The 23,590-nt window shown below is 39.3% G+C and carries 23 protein-coding genes; 10 read left to right on the forward strand and 13 right to left on the reverse strand.

Annotated features, from left to right (window positions below; genetic code table 11):
- Positions 1-81: 81 nt before the first annotated feature.
- From A6E04_RS11485 to gmhB, 5 genes are all read right to left on the reverse strand, one after another.
- Positions 82-858 (reverse strand): ADP-ribosyltransferase, encoded by a 777-nt coding sequence (locus tag A6E04_RS11485; RefSeq protein ID WP_065611422.1) that lies wholly within the window; start codon positions 856-858, stop codon positions 82-84.
- A gap of 24 nt (positions 859-882) precedes the next feature.
- Positions 883-1,638: an ADP-ribosyltransferase gene (locus A6E04_RS11490; RefSeq protein ID WP_065611424.1), complete on the reverse strand. Its 756-nt coding sequence runs from the start codon at positions 1,636-1,638 to the stop codon at positions 883-885.
- Positions 1,639-1,655: 17 nt separating this feature from the next.
- Positions 1,656-4,247 (reverse strand): hypothetical protein, encoded by a 2,592-nt coding sequence (locus tag A6E04_RS11495; protein WP_065611427.1) that lies wholly within the window; start codon positions 4,245-4,247, stop codon positions 1,656-1,658.
- A gap of 114 nt (positions 4,248-4,361) precedes the next feature.
- On the reverse strand, positions 4,362-4,775 hold the full coding sequence (locus A6E04_RS11500; RefSeq protein ID WP_017023053.1) for a hypothetical protein: 414 nt from the start codon (positions 4,773-4,775) through the stop codon (positions 4,362-4,364).
- Positions 4,776-5,054: 279 nt separating this feature from the next.
- Complete coding sequence (gene gmhB / locus A6E04_RS11505) at positions 5,055-5,606, reverse strand: D-glycero-beta-D-manno-heptose 1,7-bisphosphate 7-phosphatase (protein ID WP_017023052.1); 552 nt, start codon at positions 5,604-5,606, stop codon at positions 5,055-5,057.
- Positions 5,607-5,859: 253 nt separating this feature from the next.
- Here gmhB and metN point away from each other — a divergent pair, with 253 nt between their 5' ends.
- Genes metN through A6E04_RS11520 form a run of 3 tightly spaced genes read left to right on the forward strand, consistent with a single transcriptional unit; the run spans position 5,860 to position 8,415 of the window.
- The gene (metN, locus tag A6E04_RS11510) at positions 5,860-6,894 is read left to right on the forward strand and encodes a methionine ABC transporter ATP-binding protein MetN (protein WP_012549669.1); all 1,035 of its coding nucleotides are present in this window, start codon (positions 5,860-5,862) and stop codon (positions 6,892-6,894) included.
- The gene (locus tag A6E04_RS11515; protein ID WP_023603674.1) at positions 6,884-7,561 is read left to right on the forward strand and encodes a methionine ABC transporter permease; all 678 of its coding nucleotides are present in this window, start codon (positions 6,884-6,886) and stop codon (positions 7,559-7,561) included. The genes metN and A6E04_RS11515 overlap by 11 nt, the downstream gene beginning before the upstream one ends.
- A gap of 44 nt (positions 7,562-7,605) precedes the next feature.
- The gene (locus A6E04_RS11520) at positions 7,606-8,415 is read left to right on the forward strand and encodes a MetQ/NlpA family lipoprotein (protein ID WP_065611430.1); all 810 of its coding nucleotides are present in this window, start codon (positions 7,606-7,608) and stop codon (positions 8,413-8,415) included.
- Positions 8,416-8,476: 61 nt separating this feature from the next.
- On the opposite strand, the gene ykgO is transcribed toward A6E04_RS11520, so the two are convergent.
- Positions 8,477-8,614 carry a type B 50S ribosomal protein L36 gene (ykgO, locus tag A6E04_RS11525; protein WP_012549672.1) on the reverse strand — a complete coding sequence of 46 codons (138 nt, stop codon included), beginning with the start codon at positions 8,612-8,614 and terminating at the stop codon, positions 8,477-8,479.
- Positions 8,614-8,871, reverse strand: coding sequence for a type B 50S ribosomal protein L31 (locus A6E04_RS11530; protein WP_012549673.1), 258 nt, complete (start codon positions 8,869-8,871; stop codon positions 8,614-8,616). The genes ykgO and A6E04_RS11530 overlap by 1 nt, the downstream gene beginning before the upstream one ends.
- A 143-nt stretch (positions 8,872-9,014) precedes the next feature.
- On the opposite strand from A6E04_RS11530, the gene tsaA reads away from it, so the two are divergent.
- Both tsaA and A6E04_RS11540 read left to right on the forward strand, forming a co-directional pair.
- The gene (gene tsaA / locus A6E04_RS11535) at positions 9,015-9,713 is read left to right on the forward strand and encodes a tRNA (N6-threonylcarbamoyladenosine(37)-N6)-methyltransferase TrmO (protein WP_065611432.1); all 699 of its coding nucleotides are present in this window, start codon (positions 9,015-9,017) and stop codon (positions 9,711-9,713) included.
- 146 nt (positions 9,714-9,859) lie between these two features.
- Entirely contained in the window at positions 9,860-11,575 is a 1,716-nt protein-coding gene (locus A6E04_RS11540; RefSeq protein WP_065611434.1) for a proline--tRNA ligase, read from the forward strand.
- A gap of 72 nt (positions 11,576-11,647) precedes the next feature.
- Here the strand turns inward: A6E04_RS11540 and nanQ are convergent, their stop codons facing one another.
- From nanQ to A6E04_RS11560, 4 genes are all read right to left on the reverse strand, one after another.
- On the reverse strand, positions 11,648-12,118 hold the full coding sequence (gene nanQ / locus A6E04_RS11545; RefSeq protein ID WP_065611436.1) for an N-acetylneuraminate anomerase: 471 nt from the start codon (positions 12,116-12,118) through the stop codon (positions 11,648-11,650).
- 56 nt (positions 12,119-12,174) lie between these two features.
- Entirely contained in the window at positions 12,175-13,692 is a 1,518-nt protein-coding gene (locus A6E04_RS11550; RefSeq protein WP_065611438.1) for a sodium:solute symporter family protein, read from the reverse strand.
- Between the two features lie 61 nt (positions 13,693-13,753).
- The gene (locus A6E04_RS11555) at positions 13,754-14,629 is read right to left on the reverse strand and encodes an N-acetylmannosamine kinase (protein WP_023603690.1); all 876 of its coding nucleotides are present in this window, start codon (positions 14,627-14,629) and stop codon (positions 13,754-13,756) included.
- Positions 14,626-15,363 (reverse strand): N-acetylmannosamine-6-phosphate 2-epimerase, encoded by a 738-nt coding sequence (locus tag A6E04_RS11560; protein WP_065611440.1) that lies wholly within the window; start codon positions 15,361-15,363, stop codon positions 14,626-14,628. Before A6E04_RS11560 ends, A6E04_RS11555 begins: the two co-directional genes overlap by 4 nt.
- 227 nt (positions 15,364-15,590) lie before the next feature.
- Here A6E04_RS11560 and nagA point away from each other — a divergent pair, with 227 nt between their 5' ends.
- Positions 15,591-16,751 carry an N-acetylglucosamine-6-phosphate deacetylase gene (gene nagA / locus A6E04_RS11565; protein WP_026469742.1) on the forward strand — a complete coding sequence of 387 codons (1,161 nt, stop codon included), beginning with the start codon at positions 15,591-15,593 and terminating at the stop codon, positions 16,749-16,751.
- 39 nt (positions 16,752-16,790) lie between these two features.
- Here the strand turns inward: nagA and A6E04_RS11570 are convergent, their stop codons facing one another.
- The gene (locus tag A6E04_RS11570; RefSeq protein WP_017023043.1) at positions 16,791-17,669 is read right to left on the reverse strand and encodes a MurR/RpiR family transcriptional regulator; all 879 of its coding nucleotides are present in this window, start codon (positions 17,667-17,669) and stop codon (positions 16,791-16,793) included.
- Between the two features lie 288 nt (positions 17,670-17,957).
- On the opposite strand from A6E04_RS11570, the gene A6E04_RS11575 reads away from it, so the two are divergent.
- The 4 genes from A6E04_RS11575 (at position 17,958) to A6E04_RS11590 (ending at position 22,094) form a co-directional block, all read left to right on the forward strand.
- Positions 17,958-18,851, forward strand: a complete 894-nt coding sequence (locus A6E04_RS11575; protein WP_023603693.1) for a dihydrodipicolinate synthase family protein — start codon at positions 17,958-17,960, stop codon at positions 18,849-18,851.
- Positions 18,852-18,998: 147 nt separating this feature from the next.
- Positions 18,999-19,205, forward strand: a complete 207-nt coding sequence (locus tag A6E04_RS11580) for a YaeP family protein (protein WP_023603694.1) — start codon at positions 18,999-19,001, stop codon at positions 19,203-19,205.
- A complete protein-coding gene (locus A6E04_RS11585) occupies positions 19,205-19,393 on the forward strand; it encodes a DUF4250 domain-containing protein (RefSeq protein ID WP_012549681.1) in 189 nt (62 codons plus the stop codon). Before A6E04_RS11580 ends, A6E04_RS11585 begins: the two co-directional genes overlap by 1 nt.
- A gap of 499 nt (positions 19,394-19,892) precedes the next feature.
- Positions 19,893-22,094, forward strand: a complete 2,202-nt coding sequence (locus A6E04_RS11590; RefSeq protein ID WP_065611442.1) for an immunoglobulin-like domain-containing protein — start codon at positions 19,893-19,895, stop codon at positions 22,092-22,094.
- 105 nt (positions 22,095-22,199) lie between these two features.
- Here A6E04_RS11590 and A6E04_RS11595 read toward each other — a convergent pair whose 3' ends face one another.
- A complete protein-coding gene (locus A6E04_RS11595) occupies positions 22,200-23,549 on the reverse strand; it encodes a sodium-dependent transporter (RefSeq protein WP_065611444.1) in 1,350 nt (449 codons plus the stop codon).
- Positions 23,550-23,590: the final 41 nt, after the last annotated feature.

A 23,590-nucleotide genomic window follows, 5' to 3' on the forward strand; every position in this document is an offset into this window, starting at 1 on the left:
TAAATTAACTATTAATAGCCATAAACTTATTTATTCCATTAAATAAAAATAGGTCTCCTCATAATTAGGAGACCTTTATTTTTAAATACAGAAAAGAGATGAACGGGCACGTAAGGATATTTCATCGCCACTAAAACTGTCATAAATAACAACATCAGGTTCGATACTCAAATGACGTCCAGGATTTTTTATCTCCTTTAATTTAATGAAGTTGTATTCTATCGAATGTCGTTCAATCGCTTCCACCTGAAAATACGTATTGGGTTTAACCAGAATTTCAGCTTCATCAGGCTTAAAGGTGTAATTGTTAATAGCCCTACCTGACGATTTTAAATCAATTTTAAATTGAGCAGCAGAAAGAGAGACTTCTTCATTCGTTGCTGAAGCAGAAAAATTTCTCGCAAAACCAGGGTTTGTACTCGTTGATAGAAAGGCTTTCTCATGCAAAATATCACCAACATTGAGTTTTTCTAACAAGCTATCTTTGATTGAAGATCCTCGATATACCGTTCCCCGATAATTCGGGAGTTTATTAAGAGCCCCTCGTAAGCTATCTACCTTTCCTTTGACACTTTCATATATCCATGGCGTCGAAAAGTCCGTTGGTTCTCCTGTTCGTACAAATGTATTAATGACATCATGATCAACTCTGCCATACGCTTTCATAGCCGAGTACTCATTTGGGAGTAATTTTTTTGCAGCCTTAATATGGTGAACCTCTACCCAATCCATTAGATTTTCTGCAATTTTCTCTTCTTCAAAGAAAGTCAATTCCCTTCCTTTAAACTCTGAGAAATCTTCGGATTGCACTAAGAATGACATAAACGTAAAAAGGATAACTACCACAATTTTAAACATTCGTATATTTCCTAAATTAATGAATTAACGACAGAACATCTGCTGCCAACGAGAAGGAGGCAGCTGCTCACCTGAATATAAATTGAACAGTCGATCGCTTCCCATACGAACCGATCTTGGCGATACCGTTTCTAATGAGATGTAATTATTAAGAACGCCTCGTTCAATACCTGTCACCTTGAAATAACTGTTCGGAGAAATAACCACTTCGGCCTCTGAGCTATAGTTTGAAATGGATGCAATTGAAAAACTGCGTCGATTTGTCTCAATATGAAAAAGAGCCCTTACTGTGCGATTACCTGAATTAGGAGGCACAACGGCAAAACGTCGAGCAACTTCAGGTATAACAGAGGTAGACAAAAAGCCTGATTCATACATAACATCGCCTACCTCTAGCTGTTCTATCATCGCTTTATTTGACCATGTACCTCGATAAGTTGTGCCACGATACTCTGGCATTTTGTTTAACCCAGATTTCAATGTACGAACAAAACCTTTGATCTCTCTACCCGATGAACCCCACGATTTCGTTTCAGCCGCATGTAAATATTGATTGGCCGTCCGGTACCCTGATATAGAAAAATCTTCCAAAGCTTCCGCTTCTGCATTGCTTAATAATTTAGATTTCCAACTGGCATTACTTTTAGACCAGTCCTTAAACCCCTCAGAAAGTTCCGTTATGGCCTCTTTCGAACGAGTGGGTTGTTTGAAAACCTCAAAAGGAGACGCAAAGGTAAACGCTGCCCACCCCCATAAAATCAAAAGAATATATTTTTTCATTGCCTATTCTCCTGAGATTATTGGTAAGAGGGGCTATTGGGACTGATACCACATTCAATCCCAAACTCAGTTTGTTTTCTTGATCCCCATCCAATCACCGCCTGGCTCGTTAATTGTTGACGCGTTAAATTATCCAACCAACTCGATATAGGTGATAGCCAATACAATGATTCATCACCTGAAATAGCAAGTAAGGTTTCTTTTAGGGGTATAAAGTTGATGTCACACGTTCTATTTGAACGGTCATTAAGTGTTTGATTGACGTCTACAAGTTGTGTGATCTTTTGGCCTAACTCTGAAGAAGGGTCATACAAAGCATTAATAGAATTAACCAAACGAGCATCGTAACTGTCTGGAATTAAATCAGACACTAAATAACGTAAAATATAAGCAGGCAGCATCTCTGAAAATAAAACGGGGGTTTCTTCCATTTCAGGAGCGTGACGCCCAACACTGGTATGTTGTGAATGAACAATTGCGGCATAACGTTGAAAGTCACCAACCTGAGAAAGTAACCAATCAGGCCCATTTTGTTCACCTAATTCAACCGCTTCAATCAAACGCGATTTTACAATCCCTTTTGCTAATGGGAGTGCATTACCCGATAAATTAGTCACATCAAGGGTTGAGTTTTTCAATGCAGAATCAATCAATGGCGCGTATTTTTCCATATCAAAACTGCTCGGATAAGCGTAACTATAAAACTGACTGCCTTGCGTGGCTTTCCAATCGCTTTCTAAAGCGGGTTTAATTAATTCATCCAGTTTTTCCAATCGTTTACGATGAATGTACGCTCCTCGACCCGAGTAATCCGCCAACCAACGAGCAATATGAGCAAGAGAAGAAGTTCGAGACAGATTTTCTTTGGCTAAATATGACGAACTCCATCCTGAACATTCTCGCTCACCGATGCATTCACTCCCCAGTTGGGCGTGTGAATCAAACAACCAGCGATAGATTTCAGCTTTATTTTCTCGGCTCTGAACCATCTGATTTTGTTGTTCTGAATAATCGAGAATTTGTTGCTCAAGCCATTGTTCTTCGATTTCTGAATTCCAACCCTCTTTAATCAATAGGTTAAGCGTGGTAGCAAATACCTCGTAATACGTTTCACGTAACGGCATTTTTATTTGGCTAGTCACATCATCTTGAGAAAAGTCAAATCGACGTGTTTCTGCTGGCTCCCACGTATATTTTAGACACCCTCTAAAATTAGGGTCTCCCGCTAAAACGCCAACACTAGAACAATACTTATAAGTCTCTTTCAGTACTAAAACCTTAGAAGAAAGCTCTCTTGACGTTGCAGGTCGATACAGCAAACTTCTCGCCATCTCATCAACCGCATAGCGACTTGCTTGCTCTTTAAAAAACGCATTCGCTTTTTCTACCGAACCCGAATCAAAAAGCCGATTAATTAGCGCTAAACCCTCATTTTTCATTGAGTTTTGTAATTTCATACTCGTAATACGAACATGATTATCGGCCGTTTCAGCAATCTTCTTCTTTGCGTTCAATGTACGTGTATAAAGTTGAGTTAGCGCAAGATGGTTCAAACCATTCAACTGCCCATTACGTATTTCATCCAGCTTAGTCACCGCTTGATCAAGAATGTATTGCTGACAATGTTGCAGCGCGGCTAATGTACGATTTGCGACACGGGCGGAAGGAATCGAAGGTGGACGATTATTATTTTCTTGTTGGTTAGGATAAAGAGCAAATAAAGCGTCAGTTTCTGTTCGGCACGTACTTGCTATATCAGACGAAAATAATCGTGACCCCTCTTTATTTATTCCTAATTGAAAATGAAGTGTCTTTTCCAATTCCTGATCTACAGCACTTATCAATTCATTGGCAAGTAATGCTTGTGCCTTGACCGTTTCTTGATAATGCAGTTGGTATTTTAATGCGACATCAGAAGCATAGCTTTTTACTATTGATTCAAGAGTTTTGTGCTGATTACTCGCCAATTCCGCCCAGTGTTTCTTATCCCTTAAATCTTGCTGCGTCACAATATCATCATGAATAGTAAAACTGTAATGATTACCAGAAGCCATGCTGTCCCAACGATTACTAATAATGTAACGATCAACAGCACGCTCAGGAAGTTTGAGAACCCCAAACCAATCCACCAACCCCATAACGGTTGCAAAACGATCGTAGGATGTCCGAGATTCATCTTCAAATGTATCCGCGACATCACGCGCCCAAAGGCCTACTGCAGCAGCTTCTCCAATTGGTCCTAACGCCTCAAGTGCAGCACTGCCTGCTTCAGATGCAGATCGTCCAATAGTAGACAATAAGCGCGAAGCTTCTTCTGTTTCTACAGCAAAAGAGCTCGCAGGGCCGGTTTCGAGTAAAGAAGAAGTGTCGCTGTAAACGTGAGTGGCTTCGCTTAGATTCGGTTTTAAACTTGAGAAATGGTCTGGTACTTTTGGGAAAAGATCCTCTGGCATAATTTCATCACTAAAAGAACGGTAATTTTTCTTACTTAAATTATTAAACGACTCTTTATCAAGAACGTTGATTTCATCGCCTACCCGGCACAGTTCTAAAGCGGAAGCGCCCGTTGAGAGCAAGGAACAAACAAGCATCAAATTATTTAATTTCATATTATTAATTATTCTTATATTTTTGAAAAAACACTCAATAAGCAAACTAAAAAACTAGAAAACTAGAAAATGGACTTCAAGCTTATTGAGTGAATTAAAAACGAAAAAAGGTATTTATAAATCTAGAGGGGAATGATTAGCAACAACTAATCTATCTAGGACATGCGCAGGTATGCGATGAATAAATTCTGCTAAATCCACTGATAGTGGGCCAGTAAATCCTGCTCGGCACATAGAGCTTGGATACTCACCAACAATGAGCAACTGTGGTGTTGCACCATTCCATTGCAATTTAGCTTCGATATCAAGATCGCTAATATTAATACCGCAATTGTATGTTCTTGACGTTAATATTCCATTTTCAATTTGATATCCACCAACCAATGGTACTGGCGTTTTATCTTTAGGAAAAACAATCTCGGTTTTTGTTCTCGCATTATTTTCAGAATCAGGAAAGACAATAGCGTTTGCAAAAGCAGAGATTGAGGTAGAAAAGGCAACTAAGCCAATAAGTGTACTCGTTTTCATAGTAACTCCGTTAAACTTGCTCTAAATGAAAATGAGAACTTATATCAATTAGATATATTCATCAATAAGCCGAAGTCTCAATAGCTTGTAAGACATTCACCATTTTGATGAGTTAACATCGAAAAACAAAATTAAATGCCGAGAGTAATCAATCAGTTGTAGTTTTATAAAATTTAACTATTAATAAATCAATTACTTGACCTTTGTTCCAATAAAGATCAAAAAAAACGCCTATAGATTTCTCTATAGGCGTCTGAAATTTCATTGTATCGGTATTAATTAAGCAAACAGAAACTTAGGCACATCCGCAATACTATCAAGTACCGTTGTTGCTAATGCTTCGCCTTCTTCTGTTACAGGTTTACCTGTACGAACAAGAATACGTGTACCAACGCCAGCCGCTTGAGCTGCCATCATGTCTTCTTTCTTATCACCGATCATCACAGATTTTTCCATGTCGATATCTAAGAAGCTTTGAGCTGACATGAACATACCAGGATTTGGTTTACGACAATCACACTCTTCTTTGTACTGTTCTACTGTCGCTTCAGGGTGATGCGGACAATAGTAAATGCCATCAAAATCGATGTCATGCTCAGCAAAGTTCCAATCCATCCATTCAGTTAATGTTTCAAACTGCTCTTCAGTAAAGATACCACGTGCAATGCCTGATTGATTGGTCACTAATACAAGTAAGTAGCCCATGTCTTTGCATATCTTAACAGCATCGAACACACCATCAATGTATTCAAAGTCATCACGCTTATGAACGTAGCCACGATCAACGTTAATCACGCCATCTCTATCAATAAATATTGCTGGTTTAGACAAGGTAAAACCCTCTAATTGTCGAATCTCTTAATGACAAAATTATCTCACGCTTTTAAATGATTAGCATCTTATTTATACGTTTAGCCGTCTAGACGTAAAAATATCTATTGACTTAATTATCCATTCGAAATAGCATCGTCTTACATTAAAAAATAATTTAAAATGCGATATAGCTCAACTTTTGCAACATTGTGAACTTTTGTGTAACGTTATTTAAATTCCAATTGCTTAGCAGTTCAGTTCAAGGCGAATCATGATTGAAATAAACCGCGTCAATAAGGTCTTTTATCAAGGTGCAAAGGAAATTAATGCCCTTAAAGATATTAACCTTCATATTGCCCAAGGCACCATCTTCGGTGTTATTGGTTCATCAGGTGCAGGGAAAAGCACACTGATACGCTGTGTAAACATGTTAGAAAAACCAACCAATGGCGAAGTCATTGTGGATGGTGTTGATTTAACTAAACTGTCGTCAAGTGAATTAAGCAAGGCTCGTCGTAATATTGGGATGATCTTTCAGCACTTTAATCTTTTGTCTTCTCGCACTGTATTTGAAAATGTAGCTTTACCTTTAGAGCTTGCAGGAAAATCAAAACAAGAGATTAATAAGAAAGTGAATGACTTATTAGATCTCGTCGGACTGTCAGACAAACACCACACTTACCCTGCGAATTTAAGCGGTGGTCAAAAACAACGTGTGGCGATTGCTCGTGCGCTTTCAACCGATCCAAAAGTATTGTTATGTGATGAAGCAACCAGTGCGCTTGATCCTGCGACGACGAAATCAATTCTAGAACTGATTAAAGATCTAAACCGTAAATTAAGCATCACTATCTTAATTATTACTCATGAAATGGAAGTGGTAAAAAACATCTGTCATGAAGTCGCGATCATCGGTGATGGTGAATTGGTTGAGAAAGGCATTGTGAGTGATATTTTTGCTCACCCTAAAACCGTTTTAGCTCAAGAATTCATTCGAGCGACATTAGATTTATCAATTCCTGACGATTTTAAAACGCGTCTACACGATACTTATGTCGAAGGCAGTTACCCTCTGATCCGTTTAGAGTTTACTGGCGCAACGGTGAATGCACCTGTTATCAGTCAAATATCTCGTGAATTCAATATTGATATCAGTATTTTAAGCTCTGATATTGATTACGCTGGCGGCGTTAAATTTGGCCTAATGCTTGCTGAGTTTTTCGGTAACCAAGAGTCAACAAAACAAGCGATTGAATTCTTACGTAATCATCATGTAAAAGTAGAGGTGTTAGGTTATGTCGTTTGATGTGATTTCCGCATGGCTTGATTTAAACAGCAAGCTATTATTAAACGCGACTGGCGAAACTCTGTACATGGTTTCTGTTGCTGGTATTGTCGGTTTTGCTATTGGTATTCCACTGGGTGTTATTTTGCATATCACCAAAAAAGGTGGATTAATGGAAAACCCAGCGTTCAATAGCATCCTTGGCGCTGTTGTAAATATGGGACGTTCTGTGCCTTTCTTGGTACTCATGGTTGCTATCATTCCGGTGACTAAGCTTATTGTAGGCAGCTTTATTGGTACCACGGCAGCCATCGTTCCATTAACTATCGGGGCAATTCCGTTTGTTGCTCGTTTAGTGGAAGGCGCATTAATTGAAGTACCAAGTGGGTTAGTTGAAGCCGCACAATCAATGGGTGCAACTCCTCTTCAAATTATAACTAAGGTATTGCTTCCTGAAGCTTTGCCTATGATAGTGAACTCAGTGACTATCACTCTGGTTACCCTCGTTAGCTACTCAGCAATGGCTGGAACAGTTGGCGGCGGCGGGTTAGGTGATGTAGCGATTCGTTATGGTTTCCACCGTTATGATTTAACCATCATGGCTGTGACCGTTGTTATGTTGATTGTTTTGGTTCAAATCATTCAATCAATTGGTGATAACTTAGTTAAAAAAGTTGATCATCGTTAATCTAATTTAAAATTTAAATGGAATTCATTTTTAAGGAGTAAATAATGGTATTGAACATAAAAAAACTGGCAGCAGTAGCGGGTCTAGCATCAACGCTTATTCTTACTGGTTGTGGCCAAGAAGAAACAAACACAAACCTAATTAAAGTAGGTGTAATGGCAGGTGCTGAAGCACAAGTCGCTGAAGTTGCAGCAAAAGTAGCAAAAGAGCAATACGGTCTTGATGTTGAGTTAGTGACATTTACCGATTACGTAACACCAAACGCAGCATTAGATGATGGTTCAATTGACTTGAACGCATTCCAACACAAACCATATTTAGATCAACAAGTCGCTGACCGTGGTTACAAGATTGAAGTTGCTGGTAATTCATTTGTTTACCCAATTGCAGGTTACTCTAAGCAAGTAACTGCTGTTGACCAAATTGAAGATGGTGCACGTATTGCGGTACCAAACGATCCAACTAACCTTGGTCGTTCTCTTCTTCTTCTTCAAGAACAAGGCCTAATCACATTACGTGATGGTTCTGGTCTTGCTGCAACGGTTCGTGATATTACCGCTAACCCTAAAAACATCTCAATTGTTGAGCTAGATGCGGCGCAACTTCCTCGTTCTCTTGATGATGTGGCACTGTCTGTAATCAACACAACTTACGCAAGTAGCCTAAACCTTACACCAGAGAAAGATGGCATCTTTGTTGAAGATAAAGACTCTCCATACGTAAACTTAATTGTTGGTCGTACTGATAACGTAAACACTGAAAACGTAAAGACTTTTGTTAAAGCTTACCAATCAGATGAAGTTTACCAAGCTGCTCTAAAAACATTTAAAGGTGGCGTAGTTAAAGGTTGGTAATCCCTCTTTTGACTTAATCAAACCTAAAAAGGTTGGCAATGATGCCAACCTTTTTTCTATCTTACTTTTTCTTCTTTCCTTGAACCGCTTTAAATCGAGGGTTTGTTTTACAAATAACAAAGACTCGCCCCTTTCGCTTTACAATTTGACAGTCTTTATGTCGCGATTTAGCACTTTTCAATGAGCTTAATACTTTCATTATACCTTACCTTTTAATGCACCAAATCGACGATTGAAGTTTGCAACTCGTCCTTCCGTAGAAACCACTCTTTGTTCACCCGTATAAAATGGGTGTGATTCAGAAGAGATATCCAATGTCATGTAAGGGTATTCCTTTCCATCTTCCCATTTCATCGTTCTGTCTGTTTGTAATGTTGACCCGATAAGAAAATATTTATTAACACTCGTATCGTGAAAAAGAACCTTTCTGTATGTTGGATGAATGCCTTCTTTCATTTTTCTCTCCCTATAAATCGCCATTAATTGTTATGTTATAACATAACAATTAGCAATTGCGAACTATTATCATATAAAGTAAAAAAGTGACGATTCATTAGTTATGATAAAATTTATCCATATTCACCGTTGAGCTTACATAAATGACTTATCACATCGATCCTGTTGGTTTTATTCAATCGCCTTATAAAGAAAAGTTTGCGGTTCCTCGTCAACCTCGCTTAGCACCTAGCGCGACATCTCGCCTAAAATTGGTGGGAGATGCAAATTCACCAGAAGCGGTGCGTGGGATTGAGCAGTTCTCTCATTTATGGCTCTTATTCTTATTTGACCAAAACTTAGATGCGGGATGGAGGCCAACGGTTCGCCCACCACGATTAGGTGGAAACGAACGCATTGGAGTTTTTGCTTCACGAGCGACCTTTCGTCCCAATGGTATTGGAATGTCAGCCGTCGAGTTAAAAGGCGTTGTTCAAGAAGGTAATCAAACTTATTTAGAATTAGGCAGCGTTGATTTGGTAGATAGCACACCGATTATCGACATCAAACCCTACATCCCTTATTCCGATTCAATCCCTACTGCGTTGGGGGGATTTGCAGAAAAAGAACCCGATGTTCTCAACGTGTACTTATCGATTGAGGCACAAAAATCACTCGCATCACACCCTCAAAAATCACACATTGAAGCCGTGATAAAAGAAGTACTTGGACAAGATCCCCGCCCAGCCTATAAAAAAGGCAAAGCGGATACTAAGGAATATGCGGTAAATTTGTTTGATTTGAACGTGAAATTCACCGTTGACAGCAATTCCATCACGGTAACTGCAATTGATCGCTTTTGAGATCGCTTTTAGGCTGATATCATAGAGGGCTTAATTTTAGATTTGAGCCCATTCTTAAAGAACATACTCTTACTAAAATTGAACTCTCGGTTTAACTGTTTAAATCGAGCTATTCCAATATTCATAACTAACAAATGGATGAAAACATGCGCACTAGCAAATACCTTCTTTCAACACTGAAGGAGACTCCAAACGACGCAGAAGTAGTGAGCCACCAGCTCATGCTACGTGCAGGTATGATCCGTCGTCTAGCTTCAGGTTTATATACTTGGCTACCGACTGGTCTACGTGTATTGCGTAAAGTCGAAAATATCGTTCGTCAAGAGATCGACAATGCAGGTGCAATCGAAACGTTGATGCCCGTAGTTCAGCCGTTTGAGCTTTGGGAAGAAACTGGCCGTTCTGAAAAGATGGGGCCTGAACTGCTTCGTTTTACTGACCGTCATGCTCGTCCATTTGTACTTAGCCCAACGGCTGAAGAAGTTATCACTAGCCTTGTGCGTAACGAAGTGAATTCTTACAAGCAGCTTCCGCTAAACTTGTACCAAATTCAAACAAAGTTCCGTGATGAACGTCGTCCACGCTTTGGCGTAATGCGCGCACGTGAATTCTGCATGATGGATGCGTACAGCTTTGACATCGATAAAGACGGTCTACAAAAGTCTTACGATGCAATGCACGATGCTTACTGTCGAGCATTCGACCGCATGGGTCTTGAGTACCGTCCAGTATTGGCTGACTCAGGCGCTATCGGCGGCAGTGGTTCTCAAGAATTCCACGTACTTGCAGAAAGCGGCGAAGATTTAATCGCATTCTCAACAGAATCTGATTACGCAGCAAACATCGAAAAAGCAGAAGCACTAGCACCAACTACTGAACGTGCTGCTCCTACTCAAGAGATGACAACGGTTGATACACCAAACGCAAAAACAATTGCTGAATTGGTTGAGCAACACGGTATCGCGATTGAAAAAACAGTGAAAACATTGTTTGTTAAAGCATCTGATGAAGTTGATGCTGATATCATCGCACTTATCATCCGTGGTGATCACGAACTTAACGAAGTTAAAGCTGAAAACCTTCCACAAGTTTTATCTCCACTAGAGATGGCTGACGAAGCACAACTTCGTGACCTAATCGGCGCTGGTGCTGGTTCTCTTGGTCCTGTTGGCCTAGAACTTCCATTCATCGTTGACCGCTCTGTTGCGGTAATGAGTGACTTTGGTACAGGCGCAAACATCGATGGTAAGCACTTCTTTGGTGTGAACTGGGATCGTGATGTACAGCTTGGTCAAGTTGAAGATCTACGTAACGTTGTTGAAGGCGATCTAAGCCCATGTGGTCAAGGTACTCTACAACTGAAACGCGGTATCGAAGTTGGTCACATCTTCCAATTAGGTACAGCCTACTCAGAAGCAATGAACTGTGGCGTACTTGATGCTAACGGTAAAAACTCTATCCTTGAGATGGGTTGTTACGGTATCGGTGTTTCACGTGTTGTTGCCTCAGCTATTGAGCAAAACAATGACGAATACGGCATTGTATGGCCAGAAGCGCTTGCTCCATTTACTGTAGCTATCGTTCCAATGAACATGTACAAATCTGATCGCGTTAAAGAAGCAGCAGAAAAACTGTATGCAGAATTAACAGCGATGGGTATCGACGTTCTATTTGATGATCGTAAAGAACGCCCAGGTGTTATGTTCAAAGACATCGAACTTATCGGTATTCCACATACTGTAGTGATCGGTGATCGCAGCATGGACGAAGGTAACTTTGAATATAAGAACCGTCGTGCAAACAGCAAAGAAGTCATCGAAATTACAAACATCGTTGAGCACATTAAAGCTCAATTAAGTTAATTCGACGCTTCATCAAACAAAAAAAGCTAAGTCGTATGACTTAGCTTTTTTTTATGCATTAAATCAGATAAATTAACTGAGTAAGCTGCGATGTACCTTAATGACTATTTTTTTAATTGGCATCGATTGTTCGACTAAGCAGCCCGGTTTATGCGGTTCTTCAGGAAAAAAAATCGCAAACATCTTTGGGTGCATAATCACTTCATTACACTGATGCATACTCTCTACTAAATAAAAATCGTTCTCTTCATCGTATGCTTTAGCTATTGGGTTTACTTCATTTTCCAACGAATATTGAATTCGTTCTTCCCCATGAATTAAGCATTGAACATCAATATATTCTTTATGCACTTCCGCTTGTTTGTCATTCGCAAACCCCGTATCAAACTCCATCACATTAGCAAAAATACGCTCACCATCAATGATGTGTTTTCCCGTTGTTAATCGCGCTAAATCCGTCTCATTTAAATACGTTAAACATTGTTGAATAACTGGCGGTAAATACTGATTTGTTGCTTGATGTTCAATATGACCATAAATCATAAACAGTCCTTAGAAGAGCCTCTACAATAAAATAAAGGCTCAGATAAATAATAAAATTACGCTTTAGCGGCTTGTGTTGATTTCTTTTCTTTTACTGCACTTAACTCATCAATTTCGTCAGAGCTTAAATCATTTTTGAAAAGAGGCGCGGTGAAATAACCCACAATCACGACTACCAACGTACCAATAACACCATAGAAGAAGAAGTTTAAATCGGTTGCTGAACGAACCCACAGTACCGTAACAATACTTGCAATGACGCCTAATAAAGCACTGTTCGCATTTGCTCTACGGAAGAAGATGCCAAGCATAAAGAGTCCTGTCATAGGCCCCCCCATTAAACCAAGTAAACTATTAAAGGCATCCCATATTTCACTTTCATTCGACATAATTAAGTACGTTGACGCAATTACCCCTAAGATCCCCGCAATAACCGTTAAAATCCGACCTACTTTTAGTTTTTGCTCTGAGGTCGGGTTATTACTGAGTTTTTCATAAATATCAGAAGTAAAACACGCCGCAATACTGTTTAAGCTGCTTGAGATACTTGATTGTGATGCGGCGAAAATAGCGGCAATAATTAAACCCGCAATACCAACCGGCATTTGAGAAATAATATAGAAAGGTAAGATCCCTCCGGTATTAAAATCCGCAGGAAGCAACTCAGGATTTTGAGTGTAATAAGCAAATAACGCACTCCCCACAGCAAAGAAGAAGACAGGAACACACGCCACTAACTTGGCATTAGTAATCAATGCTTTCTTCGTTTCTTCAATATTCTCTGTCACGATATAACGTTGAACCACATCTTGGCTTGCCGTGAACTGTTGTAAAGAAGCAAAGAAGAACCCAATCATTAATACAGGGATTGTGCTCTCTGTCCAACTCCAACTAAATTGTTCCGCGGGAAAATATTTATTCGCTTGATTTGACATACTGAATACTTCAACAATACCGCCATCAACATTAAAACAAACCACCACAAAGATAAAAATAGCCGCAACAGATAACATGATGCCTTGAATTACATCAGTCCAAATGACCCCTTCAATGCCCCCTAAGAACGTATAAATAATACAAAGAACACCAATTAAAAACACAATCATCAATGGGCTAATATCAATAAATGGCATTAGCGCTAATGCGGTTAGATAAGTAACGATTGCTATTCGGCCAATATGAAAAAGCATAAAAGAAATACTGCCAAATAAGCGCATCTTCACATCAAAACGTCTTTCTAAGTATTCGTATACAGAGGTTAAATTTAATTTACGAAAGAAAGGGATGTAAAACCAAAAAACGATAGGAAGAATAGCAATAGCAACGTATTGCCCTATTAAAAATGTCCAATCACTGGTGTATGCTTTTGCTGGAATAGACATAAACGTTATCGAACTGAGGGTTGTTGCAAAAACACTGAATCCTGCGGCCCAACCGGGGATACGCCCCCCAGCTTTAAAGTAGTCATCCGCTGACTTTTGGCGACGAGCAAAATAGACACCCACCCCCATAATCGCCCCAAGATAAACAAAGAGCGCGATGTAGTTTAGTGTACCAAATGAATGTGCTTCCATTAGATTGTACCTTGTATAATTTTATGTCGGGTTAAATTATTATTATTTTAGAGGTTGTTCTTTAACGCATTTTATTCGCCCAATCAGCCACACCTATTAATCCAGCGTCCGCGCCACACAGTGCAGATTGAACTTTGGTTTGATAAGCAATGGGTTGTTGTGCTAAATAATGTTGTACTCGTTGTAAGTAATTCGGAGCAAGACCAACACTGCCACCCAAAGTGACAAGTTCGATGTCTAACACCATTTTTAAATCAGCAATCAGGTTGGCAATTACCTTTGCTGAGGTATTCACGATTTCTTCCGCGTTATTATTTTTTTGTGCGAAATGTGTAAACACGGTTTCACCATCACAAGTGTCACCAAAAAATGGTTTTCCGGCATGGCCAATGGCGGTTCCAGAGGCGATGCTTTCTACGCATCCCCTCCGGCCACAACCACATATTGGTCCATTAGGATCCGCAAGCGTGTGTCCTGCGTGGCCTGCAATTCCATTTGCGCCAATCAATAATTCATTATTAATAACGACCCCAGCACCTACGCCAGTCGATACCGTAATAAATGCCATGTTGATATTGTTCAATTCAAGAGTTTGATACTCAGCCCACGCGGCGGCTTGCGCATCATTAATCACAACCGTTGTTTTTTTTGTGATGTTTTCTATCACCGATTGAAGTGGGTAGTTATTTAATCCACCAAGATTTTGGGGGTTTAACGCCGTAAGTACGCCGTCATTAATAATCCCTGTAGAGGCAACCGCAATCGTAGATACTTCATTTAAAAATGGCATTAATAAGTGTTCTAGCGCCTTATCCATATTTTTAGGATCACTGGATGATGGCGTTGATATTTGATGACGGCGCAGAACTTTTCCAGATTGAACAATCGCTGCCGCAATTTTAGTTCCACCAATGTCGACGGCTAGGCACGATTTCATGCAATATCCTTAACCACGTTTGATTTACCCAGTTCAACTTCAGATTTAAACCACTCACAAATATGCTCAATACGAGTAATGGCAGAACCAACGGTGACACAAGACGCCCCCGCTTCTATAGCTTGGCGTGCGAGTAATGGTGAATTGAATCGACCTTCAGCCATCACAAAACACCCTTTACTCGCTAAGTGATCTATCAGCTGGAAATCAGGTTCTTTTGGTATCACTGATGTCGTGTAACCAGACAATGTCGTGCCAATAATTTCAACGCCGAGCTCATGGCAAAACATCCCTTCAGCATAAGTAGAAGAATCAGCCATGACCAAGCAACCTAAGCTTTGAATTTTGCTAACTAACTCTTCAACGGATACTGGACGAGGTCGATGAGTTGCATCAATAGCAATAATGTCAGCCCCCGCTTCTTTTAATGCGATTACATCTTCTATAAAAGGGGTAATTCGTACCTCTGAATCCATTAAGTCTCGTTTAACAATACCAATAATAGGTACAGAGACATGAGGTCTCACCGCTTTTAAATTATCAATGCCTTCAATTCTTAAGCCAACAGCTCCGCCTTCAACGCTTGCGATTGCCATGGCAGCAATAATGTCAGGGGTGTCCATCGCACCACCATCCACAGGTTGGCATGATGAAACGAAACCTTGTGATAATGCATTCAATGTTTTGTTGATATTGCTTTCCATAAAGCCAAACTCCAAATCTAGCAACAACATAATAGTATTGCTCCAATATATATTTATGGAGTTAAACTTCAACGATTGAATGTTAAAATGGAGATCCAGATCGACTAAAAAATAAAACATCGAAAAAACAAACGAACAAAAACCTTTATTTATAGGTATTTTAATTGATTGGGGTTCAACATTACTGTATTTTTAACGGTATATAAATTGGAGCTTAACTCCAGTTAAAATTAAAAACTTATTAATAAGGTAGAATAATGAAGAGAGAAAACACTCAAAATAATCATTATATGATTACTAATATTGACGTTTTTGATGGCCAAAAAACAGATAAAAAACAAGCAATTATTATAACTAACGATACGATCACATCCATTATCTCAATGGAAAAAGCACAATCTTTATCACTCAATAGCATTGATGGAAATGGCGCATTAGCGACAGCTGGATTTATTGATATCCAATTAAATGGGTGTGGTGGTGTACTGCTCAATACGGACATTGCGTTATCGACCTTAGACACAATGAATAAAACAAACGTGATGTATGGAACGACTCAATACCTACCGACTTTAATCACTTGTACCGAAAAAGACCTACACCGCACATTAACAATGATGGCCGATTTTAATCAGGCAGAGCAAGAAGGTGTTTTAGGTCTCCATCTTGAAGGCCCGTTTATCAGTATTGAAAAAAAAGGGGCACATCAAGCTCAATACATTCGCGAATTAGACTTAACGACAGCACTATTACTCGCCAAAAACAGCGCATACATTAAGGTAATTACCGTTGCACCAGAGCACGTTTCTCAAGACGTTGTTGATTGCTTAACTGACGCTGGTATTACCGTTTCTATGGGGCACACAAACGCCACTTATGCGGATGTAAATTCAAGATCTGGCTTTACTATGGCAACTCACCTTTACAATGCCATGACCCCATTAGGCTCAAGAGAGCCGGGAGTGGTCGGTTATATTTTTGATCAAAAACCGTATGCGGGAATTATCGTAGATGGTATTCATGCCTCTTATCCGTCCGTTCGAATTGCTCATCAACAACTAAAAGAAAAACTATTTTTAGTGACCGATGCCGTGACTCCCGCAGGTACTGATCTGACTGAATTTGATATGGCAGGCACACAAGCTTTTGTGACAGAAGGTAAATGCCATTATGAAGATGGCACTATTGCCGGTGCTGCGATTACCATGATTGATGGTGTAAAAAACCTGATAAACCATGTTGGGCTATCTAAAGAAGAAGCACTAAGAATGGCAAGTTTATATCCAGCTCAAGCATTAAACATGGATAACAAATACGGAAAACTAAAAGAAGGGTATAAGGCAAACATAACGTTATTAAACGACGATAATGACGTTATGAGTACGTTTCAGATGGGTAAATTAGCTTATCAACGATAATAAAACCGCGAGCAGAGATCCTACTCGCGGTTTCTTTTATTAGGATTTATGACACAACGCTTCCGTTGTCTTCAGTTTATTGGCTTTTGCACCATTGATGTCTCGTTTCACTAATAAGGTATAAATTAAATCCAATACAAATAACTGTGAAATTTTCGTACCAATAGAATCACCTTGTAATTGGCCTTGTCTATTACCATTAACCAACACGTAATCAGAATGCTTAGTAATATCAGAGCGTGGGTTATGGGTTATCGCAATCGTCGTAGCCCCGTTATCTTTGGCTAAACGCAACGCTTTAGTCGTTTCGACTGAACACCCAGAATGGCTAATACCCACAGCGAAATCGCCAGGTTGCATTAGCGATGACTTTACATACATAAAATGATTATTGGTAAATGCATCTACATTTAGACCAATTCGCATAAACTTATGCTTTGCGCTTTCTGCCGTTAATCCAGAAGAACCAACCCCAAAAAAATAAATCGCTTTCGCATCTTTTAATGCTTCTGCTACCAACTCCAAAGACTGAAAATTAAGTAAGTTCATGGTCTCTGACAATACACTTTCAATCGTAGCTTGAAGCTTGTGCCCTATGACTTCCGCATTATCTTCCGCAGTCACATCCGTATCAAAAATTTCTTTTTCGCGACCTTGAAGATTAGACACCTCAATCGCAAGTTCCATTTTAAAATCTTGGTAGCCTTTAAATCCTAAAGTACGACAAAAACGAATGATGGTCGCATCACCCGCATTAACGATCTGTGATAACTCTGCAATAGAGTGCTTGCTCACTTGTGTCGCGTTAGCCATAACATAATCAGCAATGCGTTTTGATGATGGCGTTAAGCTATTATAAAGACTGCCGATCATATCAATGATATTGCCAGCTTTGATTTGAATATGATGGTTGGACATTATTAAATAATCCTTGAATAAAACAACCTACTGATTTTATTTTGTCACGGCACTCCTTATTTGTGAAGTGTAACTCCGTGATTAGTTTGTACTAACCGCCCCTAAAAACCGAAAATCAGGCGCATATAAAAATTTTATCTGAAAAATGGGGCTTACAGATCACATTTACAGCATCACCCTCCCCTTTTTATATTGCAAAATGAAACTTTACTCCATAATATTAGTTTAACTCCAAAGTATTTAAATTAATGAAGAATGACTTCACAAAGATAATCTAATGAGGATGACATGAAAAAGTTAACAGGTTTAATTGCAGCTCCACATACTCCATTCGATAGTTCAGGTAACGTTAATTTTGAAGAGATTGATAAAATTGCCAAGCATTTAATTAATGATGGCGTAAAAGGTATTTATGTATGTGGCACAACAGGTGAAGGCATTCATTGCAGCGTAGAAGAACGTAAAGCAATTGCTGAACGCTGGGTAAGTGCTTGTAATCATAAACTCGACATCATTGTTCACACTGGTGCGCTTAGCATTGTCGATACATTAGAACTAACTCGTCATGCCGATACACTTGATATTTTAGCGACCTCAGCCATTGGTCCTTGTTTCTTTAAACCAGGTAGCGTCGCTGATCTTGTTGAATATTGTGCAACCATCGCTGCAGCGGCACCATCAAAAGGATTTTACTATTACCACTCAGGAATGTCTGGCGTAAACTTGAATATGGAAGAGTTTTTAATCCAAGCCGATAAACGCATTCCTAACTTATCAGGACTTAAATTTAACAGCGGTGATTTATACGAATACCAACGTTGTCTTCGTGCTTGTGATGGTAAATTTGATGTACCGTTTGGTGTTGATGAGTTCCTACCCGGCGCATTAGCCGTTGGTGCAAAAAGTGCAGTAGGCAGTACTTATAACTACGCAGCACCTCACTTTAATTCTATTATTGAGGCTTTCAATAAGGGTGACCACGACGCTGTATTTAATAAAATGACCAACGTTATTGAATTAATCCGAGTGCTGGTTGAGTTTGGTGGTGTGGCCGCAGGAAAAATCGCGATGGAACTTCACGACATTAATGCTGGTGATCCTCGTTTACCACTAATGCCGCTAAGCGCAGAGCAAAAGTTAGCGGTCGTTGAAAAAATGAGAGCCGCAAATTTTCTTAAATAAAGAATAACTTAGTTAACCATACGCCTTGATTTAGCTCCTAAGCTGAAAAACGTTTTCCCCTACGTTTTTCAGCTTTTTTTAATCTATGTTTTCCTTATTTCTCAGTGTAAACTTCATAACAGTTATCATTTTAAGATGGAAAGTATTATGAAAGTATACGATTGTTGTGACATGGTTCGTGAACTGTACTCATTAATTGGCAGTGGCGATCAAGGTTATATTCCTCAAGCGATTAACTGTGCAGTTAAATCATTAAACGACATTGCAGCCGACGATTCTCTTCCAAAAGAAACCCGTGAAAAAGCCGCATTTGCTGCTGCAAACTTATTAATTTCTGATTTTGAGGATGCGTAATGACACCTGAAAAAGTCGCTTCAATGGATCCAATTATGTTAATGAGTATCGTTAATATGAAAATTCGTGATGAATTTGGGGATCTTCACTGTTTCGTGAAATTCTATGAATTAGATCAAGATGCATTAATAAAGAGATTAGCTGACGCTGGTTTTGATTATTTAGAAGAAGCCAAACAATTCAGATAATCTATTTAACAAGGGAAATTAATATATTGTTTCCCTTTTAATAACACTTCTCGCCTCTCCCTTCTTTCCTTGCTTACTTTATTATTAAATTTATATATTAATATTTATACTTAATCATTTCATCAATATAAAAACAACAAACGTTAATATAAAAAGAGACATTACTCCCACCTTATTTTAACTATTCCCAATCGAATATATTGATAATAACGCAACTAAAGTGATACTTATCCCAGATTTACCCAATAAAACCGAACTTAATTATTATCGTTAATAATTAATTACTTAACTTAAAAACACCTGATTTTTTCATTATTAATCACATAAATAAATAATATTAAATTAAAAATGCTCTTTACAGAAACATCTTGTTACATTTGTAAAATATAACTTTTAAATATCCATGATAATTTCATTTCTCTTTATTAATCACCGTTAATTAAATCTATTAATATATTTAATTAATCCGATTGACTTACCTTTTATGAGTGAATTATGTATGGCATTACTAACAAATAAAATGAAGCTAAACACTATCGCATTAGCGTTATTAGGTGCTGGTTTTTCAGTTCAATCCCACGCAAATGATATGACAAACCCTGAAGGCGGTATTGTTGTTGGTTATTGGCACAACTGGTGTGATGGACGTGGTTACCAAGCAGGTAACGCGCCTTGTATGACACTTAAAGAAACAAACCCAATGTATAACGTGGTCGATATTTCATTCATGAAAGTATACGACACCGCTGAAGGTCGTATCCCTACTTTCCGTCTTGATCCTACCGTTGGTTTAAGTGAAGCGGAATTCATCGAACAAATTAAAGAATTAAATGCACAAGGTCGATCTGTTGTGATTGCTCTTGGTGGTGCTGATGCACACATCGAATTAAAGCGTGGCGACGAAACAGCATTTGCAGACGAAATAATTCGTCTTGTTGAAGTGTATGGCTTTGATGGCCTAGACATCGATTTAGAACAAGCCGCCGTCACCGCAGCAGATAACCAATGGGTAATTCCTGAAGCATTAAAAATGGTGAAAGATCATTACCGTACTCAAGGTAAAAACTTTCTCATCACAATGGCTCCTGAATTCCCTTACTTAAAAGCAGGCGACAAGTACATCCCATACCTTGAACGTCTAGAAGGTTACTACGATTGGATAAACCCACAGTTCTATAACCAAGGTGGTGATGGTGTCTGGGTTGATGAAGAGAACGCTTGGATTACTCAAAACAGTGATGCTATGAAAGAGAAGTTTATTTATTACATCTCTGACTCTCTGATCAATGGAACTCGTGGTTTCCATAAGATCCCTCATGACAAACTTGTTTTCGGTATTCCTACCAATAGCGATGCAGCTGCAACAGGGTTTGTTAAAGAACCTCAAGATCTTTACAACGCATTCGATGCACTAAAACAACAAGGCCAACCATTACGTGGCGTAATGACATGGTCAATTAATTGGGATGTCGGTACAGATGCAGCGGGTACCCCATACAACAGTAGTTTTATTAATGATTATGGCCCTTATGTTCATGGTCAAACACCACCGCCGCCAGTCGTTGGTAAACCTGTATTTAGTGGCCTATCTGATACACGAGTTCAACACGGTACCGTATTCTCGCCATTAGCGGGTGTAAAAGCGATGGACAAAGAAGACGGCGATGTAACGTCATCAATCACGGTTGAAGGCTCAGTAAACACACAGGTACTTGGTGATAATGTACTTACTTACAGCGTGACCGATTCTGATGGCAACGAAACAAAACAAGGCCGCAATGTCGAAGTTTACAGTGCATTACCTGAACTTACAGGTGTAACCAATACGACAATAAAAATCGACTCTGCATTTGATCCATTAACGGGCGTAAAAGCAACAGATGCTGAAGACGGTGACTTAACGTCTCAAATCAACGTTGAAGGATCAGTCGATACGACTCTTGCTGGTAAATACTCATTAACGTATTCAGTAAAAGACAGCGCAAATCAAACAGCGACAGCAACACGTACTGTTACCGTAAATGACGGTTCTGAAGTCTGCGTGACCCCTTGGAAAGCAGACCAAGTGTATTTAACAGATGAAACGACAAGTCACAATGGCAAAACGTGGCAAGCTGGCTGGTGGACTCAAGGCGATGAACCGGGAACCACTGGTGAATGGGGCGTTTGGAAACTGATTGGTGATACCGATTGTGGCGGCGTAATACCTGATCCAGAAGCAGAGTTAAGCGCTAAAATTACAGGACTTAGTAACGAGTATTCCGTCATTGATTCAGCAGCAACGATCACGTTTACAATTACGACGAATGAGATGGCGTCAACTACCGTCGATATCATTGACCGTATGGGAAACAGCGTGACGTCATACTCAGAACAAGTCACAGGAACCCAAGCGATTTCGTTACCATTAACGAATGTTGAAGAAGGGTATTACTCTATGCGTCTATTGGCATCAAATGATGATAATTCAGTAGAGGAACGTTACAGTTTTAATCTAGTATCGGAAGATACGACAACGCCACCAACAACAGATGTTCCCGCTTATGAAGCAGGGAAAACATACGCTGAAGGTGACCAAGTCTTAGCGACAGATGGTAATGTTTATCAGTGTAAAGCTTGGCCTTACACTCCATGGTGCTCAAGCTCTGCTTATGCTCCAGCAGAGAGCCAACTTTGGGCTAATGCATGGGATAAAAAATAAGCATTAACCACTGAATGTATCGTATTTTTCGATAGTTAAAAATAAAACAGCCAGCATTTATCTGCTGGCTGTTTTCTATCTTAATGCTGTTTATTTATAAGTGTATTAGAACGATGCCCACAATACGGCGATAACTAAAACAGGACACACAAATTTCACATACAGAGGCCAAACTTTACCAAAGAATCCTTGTTGGAATTCAGGATAACCTTGCTCAAGCTCTTTAATTTTAGAGTGACGACTCCACACCCAGCCACCAAATACACAGAACAATAATGCCGCGACAGGTTGTAAATATTGCGTTGCAATCATCGCAACTAAGCCAAATAGTTCAGAAAAATTAAAGACAATCACCACACTAAACACGGCAATTAATAAACCTAATACCCAGCTTGTTGGTGTTCTTCTCGTTTCAAATCGCTCACTCACTAAAGAAACTGAACATTCAAGCATTGAGATTGAAGACGTTAATGCAGCGATGGTTAATAATAAGAAGAAAGCAATGGCAAACAGATCGCCCAATAAACCTAAACTATCAAACATCATTGGTAAAACCGTAAACACCAACGTGTCAGAACTTAATAACGATCCATCTTCGGCATAAATTTGAACGCCCTTTTGCATTGCAACAAACATCGCAGGCATAACCACTAAGCCCGCAACAAATGCCACAGCGGTATCCACTAAAGTAACGTTCATCGCCATTTTAGGTAAATTCTCTGTCTTACTTAAATACGATCCGTAAATCAACATTGAACAGCCACCAATGGTTAGCGAGAAAAAGCCTTGCCCCATAGCTGCTAGAATCAATTTTTTATCCATTACTTTTTCAAAATCAGGAATCAGATAATGCTTTAGCCCTTCAACAGCACCCTGCTGCATCATGATATAAACAAACAATAATCCAAATAAAACAAATAATGCCGGCATCAAACGAGTAGACCATTTTTCAATACCGTCTTTAATTCCACCCTGTACGATTAAAATAGTTAATACATAAAAGAGTATCGTACCCAGTAAATTACGTTCAATGCTAAAACCTTTAAACCACTCAGCGAGATCATGCAATCCAACAACATTGGCCATCGCACCAAATAGAAAACAGATTAACCAACCACCAACAATGCTATAAAACATCAGTACAACACTAGGTACACTCAGACCAATCCACCCAACAAAAGCACCAAAACGCTTACCCATTGGATTTGAAGTCAGAGATCGCATACTGTCTACTGGGTTTGCTTGACCATGACGACCGATCGCCATTTCGACAACAAGCATAGGGAAAGCCACCACAAGGATCATGATGAGATAAACCAATAAAAAGGCACCACCACCATTGCTTGCTGCCTGAGTTGGGAAGCCCCAAATATTACCCAGACCCACCGCTGCACCAGCAGCTGATAATATAAATCCTAATCGTGAACTAAAACTTTCTCTGTTACCTGTCGTCATCTCTGTATCACCACACTAGTACAATAAGCGAATAATAACTT

This window comes from Aliivibrio logei, from assembly GCF_001691055.1.
In the GTDB taxonomy this organism is placed as follows: domain Bacteria; phylum Pseudomonadota; class Gammaproteobacteria; order Enterobacterales; family Vibrionaceae; genus Aliivibrio; species Aliivibrio salmonicida.